General features: G+C 24.2%; 6 protein-coding genes. 2 read left to right on the forward strand and 4 right to left on the reverse strand.

Features of this window, described 5'->3' with window-relative positions; all coding sequences use genetic code 4:
• The 4 genes from M0D11_RS05110 to M0D11_RS05125 form a co-directional block, all read right to left on the reverse strand.
• Positions 1-642, reverse strand: a 642-nt coding sequence (locus tag M0D11_RS05110; protein ID WP_252320695.1) for a hypothetical protein, incomplete at its 3' end; no start/stop codon positions are given.
• A gap of 165 nt (positions 643-807) precedes the next feature.
• Positions 808-1,569, reverse strand: a complete 762-nt coding sequence (locus M0D11_RS05115; protein WP_252320697.1) for a hypothetical protein — start codon at positions 1,567-1,569, stop codon at positions 808-810.
• 13 nt (positions 1,570-1,582) lie between these two features.
• Complete coding sequence (locus tag M0D11_RS05120; protein ID WP_252320699.1) at positions 1,583-2,437, reverse strand: bifunctional 5,10-methylenetetrahydrofolate dehydrogenase/5,10-methenyltetrahydrofolate cyclohydrolase; 855 nt, start codon at positions 2,435-2,437, stop codon at positions 1,583-1,585.
• Between the two features lie 21 nt (positions 2,438-2,458).
• Positions 2,459-3,946 carry a TrkH family potassium uptake protein gene (locus M0D11_RS05125; RefSeq protein WP_252320701.1) on the reverse strand — a complete coding sequence of 496 codons (1,488 nt, stop codon included), beginning with the start codon at positions 3,944-3,946 and terminating at the stop codon, positions 2,459-2,461.
• A 166-nt stretch (positions 3,947-4,112) separates the two neighbouring features.
• Between M0D11_RS05125 and M0D11_RS05130 the strand changes: the two genes are divergently transcribed.
• Positions 4,113-4,946, forward strand: coding sequence for a potassium channel family protein (locus M0D11_RS05130; protein ID WP_252320703.1), 834 nt, complete (start codon positions 4,113-4,115; stop codon positions 4,944-4,946).
• 166 nt (positions 4,947-5,112) lie between these two features.
• Positions 5,113-5,340, forward strand: a 228-nt coding sequence (locus M0D11_RS05135) for a hypothetical protein (protein WP_252320706.1), incomplete at its 3' end; no start/stop codon positions are given.

Below are 5,340 nucleotides of genomic sequence, written 5' to 3' on the forward strand. Positions count from 1 at the left end.
AATTACTTGTCAAGTGCCAAGTGCCCCCATCCATGTTTTAAGAATTTTTTCAAATTCTGGTTTATTATTTATTATTTTTCTTGTTTCATTTAATTGTTTACCTATAAAATTTAAAGGTTCTTCATTGTAGGGTTTTAATTTTCTAACTTCAAACTCTTCTTGATAAATATTGTGATAGTCTTGTAAATCACTTGAATCCATAATTCTTGCTTGTCCAATAATATATTTTAAAGGGTTACTATCAAAAAAGATAGATTCAGCGGCAAATCCAGCTAAATCAATTCGTAATAAGGTATATAAGTCATTATCACTTATATTTTTAATTTGATTTAAAGGTATAAACTGATCAGATATTGTTCTTCCAAGGTATTGGAAATCTGAAGTGATAGATTCTAATTTTTGAAATTTGTTTTTAAATTTAGAATCTAAAATAATTGTTGTATGTCCTGCTTCATGAATACAAGTAATGTCTTGATCATTAGATTGTGTACAATCTGCAATAGATATATTTTTAGGTTTTCAATCTTTAATAGTTTCTTTATTATAAATTGTTTTAGCATTAGTATTTTGTAGTTGATTATTAAAAACTGGTGTGATTAATAATCATAGTTTAAATCAATAGTTTGGATTAAAATATTTCATAATTTTTGTACTCTTTCTTTTAAAAAAATAAAAAACCCACATACTTTAAAAATAAAGTAATGAGTTAAAACTATAAGTTTAGTTTATGATTATTTTTATAACAAATTTTATAATTTTTGCATACAATATGATTTATTTTTTGATTTAGAACTTTAATGTTTTATATTAATTTAAAAAGTTAAATATGATTGTAAATAAAAAGGCTAAAATTGAAATAAATATTGAAATAAATCATGATCAATTTCTTTTTCATCAATTAGAATTTTTATATTTATAACCTTTAGTAGTAATTTCAGTTTCAGTTTCAACATATTTTATTGTAATTTCATGATTTCCTTTAAATAATAGTTCTTTTATTAAAGAATCTGATGAATTTCTAAAAGTAAAACGTAATTTTTCATTTAAAGAAACTTCTTTATTTAAAGTATCTTTATCTGTTCATCAATATCCAACATCGTTAAATTCTTCTCAATCTTTTTCAAAGGAAGAAATATTGAAATTATTTTTTTCTATTTTTGAGGTTCAAACTTTTACAACGTAAATATTATTTTTTGATATTAAATTATTTTTTAAAAGAAATAAGTTTTGATTAATTTTATTAATAAACTCATTAGTTTTTAAATTATATTCAGTGTTAATATTTATATATTTTTTACTTAAAATATAATCTCAAGCAAAATTATTCATTCCTTTTATTCAATCATCATATAATTTTTGTGTATTAACTTCTATTTTAAAAATAATAGTATTATTTTCATTATGTATTTGATAATCTGAATAATTTTCTGGTTTTAAAAAATGTAAAGGACTATCAAAATAAACACTATTTGTTGAAATAGTTTCTTTTAAAAACTTAAATTTTAATAATTCTAAATTATTTTTTTCAATATTATTTAATCTTTTTTTAATCCAATTTTTCTTTAACAATTGATTCTCCAATTTAATTATATTTATTATTTAATTGATAGCAAATCATTAAATTTTCTAATAACATGGCAATAGTCATTGGTCCAACACCACCAGGCACAGGAGTAATTGCTGAAGCGGTATTTTTCATTGTTTCAAAATTAATATCACCAACAACTTTTTTTTCTTTACCTTGATAATTAATTGCTACATCAATAATAACAACATCACGTTTAACTTGACTACTATTAATAATATTATAGACACCAGTAGCACTACAAATGATATCAGCTTCTTTAGTATAAAGACTTAACTCTTTAGTTAATTTATGAACAATGCTAACAGTTGCTCCCATATTAGTTAATGATAAAGCCAATGGTTTACCAACAATATTACTATCGTTAATGATAGTAATATTTTGTTTAGAAATGGGAATTTGATAGTGATTTAGTAATTTTAAAATACCTTTTACTGTACAAGGCAACATTGCTTTTTTATCACCTTGTAATAATCTTCCGGCATTAATATTTGTTAAACCATCAACATCTTTATTAATAGTAATGCTATTAATAATTGCTAATGTATCTAAATGTTTTGGTAGTGGTAATTGTACTAAAATTCCATCAATATTATTATCACTATTTAATTGTTCAATTTTATTAATTATTTCTTTTTGTGTTACTACTGTTGTTAGTGAAAATACTTGTCCATCAATACCACATTCTTGACATGCTTTAATTTTAGTTCGTACGTACATTTGTGATGCTAAATCTTCACCAATAATTATTACTGCTAGTTTAGGTTTACGATTAGTAATAGTTGTTACTTGTGCTTTAATTTTTGCTTTAATTTGTTGGGCAATTATTTTACCATCTAAAATTTTTATCATATGTGTTCACCGTTTCTTAATTTATTCAATTAATACGTTTTCTTCAACTCTACTTATCGTTGGTTTTGATTTACGATCACTTCAAGCAAGAGCAGTAGTTGATACTCCTAATTGTCCCACAAACATGACAAAAATTAAACTAAGTTGACTAAAAATACCTAATTTCGAATTATCAAATAATGAAAGTCCTGTTGTTCCAAAAGCACTTGAAACATCAAAAATTACTTGTGCAAAGGTCATATCAGAATTATCTGTTATAAAAACATTTTCAATTGTGATAATCATTACTGATACAAAAACTAAAATAAAACCAAGTGTGCCGACTATAAATGACATACGAACAGTTTGATTAGGAATTTTACGCTTGAATACAAAAACATCATTACGGCCACGGGCAATATTAAAAATTGTTAAAAGAATGATTGCTAAAGTTGTCGTTCTAATTCCTCCGGCAGTACTTGCTGGTGAAGAACCAATTCACATCATTAATGATTGGATCATTTGTGAGGCAAGGTGAAATTTATTTAAGTCAACTGTATAGTATCCAGCATTTCTTGTTGACATTGTATTAAAAAAAACAGCCATAATTGCATCAGATGTCGATAAATTTTTAAAAATGGGCTCTTGCCTTGATGGAGTTATGACATTACGTGAAAAATATTCAATAAACATAACACTACTAACACCCAATATCGCAACTAAAAAATATGTTATTAATGTTAGTTTAGTAAATAAACTAAATCTAAATTTTTTACCATGAGTTTTATTTTTAATTCAATGATATAAATCATAATAAACAGGAAAACCAATACCACCAATTACAAATTCAATAATAAAAATTCACTGTACAAAATAATCACTCTGAAAAGGTTCTAATGAAGTTATACCAACTATATCAAAACCAGCATTATTAACAGCAGAAATCGAGTGGAAAATTCCCGATCATAATGCTAATAGTATGTGATTATAGTAACCTGTATTATTGTTTAGACCATATTCTATTCCTGAGATAGGCACAAAATAAAAATATAAAAATAAAACAATTGCTCCCAAAAATTCAGTAATTGTCATAACAATAATCCCAATTTTTAATACATCAATAGTCGTTCCTAATTTATTAGAGCCACGTTCACCTTGCATTAGTAATCTTTCTCTTAAACTAGTATGTCGATTAAATACAAATAAGGATAATATTGCTAGTTTAACTGTAATTAAACCAATACCACCAAATTTAATTAAAATTAAAATAATAAATTGCCCAAAGAAAGTAAAGTCATTAGCAGTGCTTTTTACTGTTAAACCAGTATCAGAAAACGCACTACTAGCAGTAAAAAGGGCAGGCAAAAAGTTTCATTGTCCTTTTGTTGTGGCAATTGGTGTCATTAAAAGTATTGTTCCAACTAATAAAGTGAAAAAATATAAATTAAACATTTGTCGGGGACGAGTTTTACCAACAAAAATAATTTTAAAAATATTTTTTACACTACGATAATTAACCTTAGATAGCATCAAAAAACTCCTAAAATAACATTTTCTTTTATTATTATACTATACTATAGTCATTTCTATTAAATATTAGTTTTAAATTTAAAATACCAATATTTTAAGAATTAGTTTATAATTTAGTATAATATAACATATTTAAGTAAATATTATTTAAGGAAGAAGGATATAGATGTCTTCATCAGAAAATGATTTTTGTGTCATTGGTTTAGGTAAATTCGGAATTTCAGTTGTTAAAACTTTAGAAGAATTAGGTAAAGTTACATTAGCTATTGATAAAAGAGAAGACCGTTGTCAATTAGTTTCATCAATAGCTTCTGAAACTTTAATTTTAGATTCAACTAATCGTGATGCATTAGATGATGCCGGAATTCACAAAGTGCAAAATATTATTATTGCTATTGGTTCTGATTTAGCAGCTTCAATTGTTACTGCTGTTCATGTTTTAGCAATTCATCGTGAACACAATACATTATCATCACTTAATCTTATTGCTAAAGCTGTTGATAGTACTCACCAACTAATCTTAGAAGCAATTGGTATTACTAATATTATTTTATCTGAAACAGAAGCTGGTAAGAAAGCTGCATATCGTGCTATTTGAAAATTAGGAGTAGATTTAACTACAGTTGATGAAAAGTACTCAATAGCTAATGTAATTGTTAAAAATACTAAGTTTACAAATAAAAAACTAGAAACTTTAAAAATTCCTAGCAATTATAAAATTAACTTAGTTGCAATTAAACGTCATGGTAAAGTTATTATTCCTAGTAGAAATGAAATATTAATGTTAAATGATGAACTATTATTTATTAGTTCTAATGAAAATATTAATTCTGTTTGTAATGATTTTTCAATTGGTGATACTAATAAAATATTTGAACCTACTATTATTAAAACGGTAAAGAAAAAGCGTTCATTTTGAAATTGATTCAGAAGAAATAAGAAAAAGAAAAAACATAAAAAATTAAAGAAAAAGGAAGTTAAGAAAGAAAAAAAACACTAATAAAAAAAACAAAATTAATTATAAGAAAATTGTTTTTTATTTTTAGAAATATTAATGTATTATCATTGTAATAAAATTTCTAAATTTTAATTTAAATATAAGTTTTTAACCGATTGCTTTATTTTTTAAAGTAAATAGGTTTTTTATTTTTTGAAAGGAAAATATTATGTATACAATGGAAAAAAATAAGAAAGTACTAATTAAAAAAATAGAACAAATTTTTGAAATAATTCAAATTAATCAAAAAAATTTAAGCAAAGAAAGAATACGGAAACATAACCAAAAACCTGAGGTTGGAACTAAAAAATTAAAATATGCTCAAAGGCCTGAAGTGAAAGCAAGAAAGCGAGAATCTTATCAAAGATGGTCTCAAAAAAATAAAGAAAAAATTGGA

The sequence above is a fragment of the Spiroplasma endosymbiont of Lariophagus distinguendus genome, from assembly GCF_023846195.1.
GTDB lineage: Bacteria > Bacillota_I > Bacilli_A > Mycoplasmatales > VBWQ01 > Spiroplasma_E.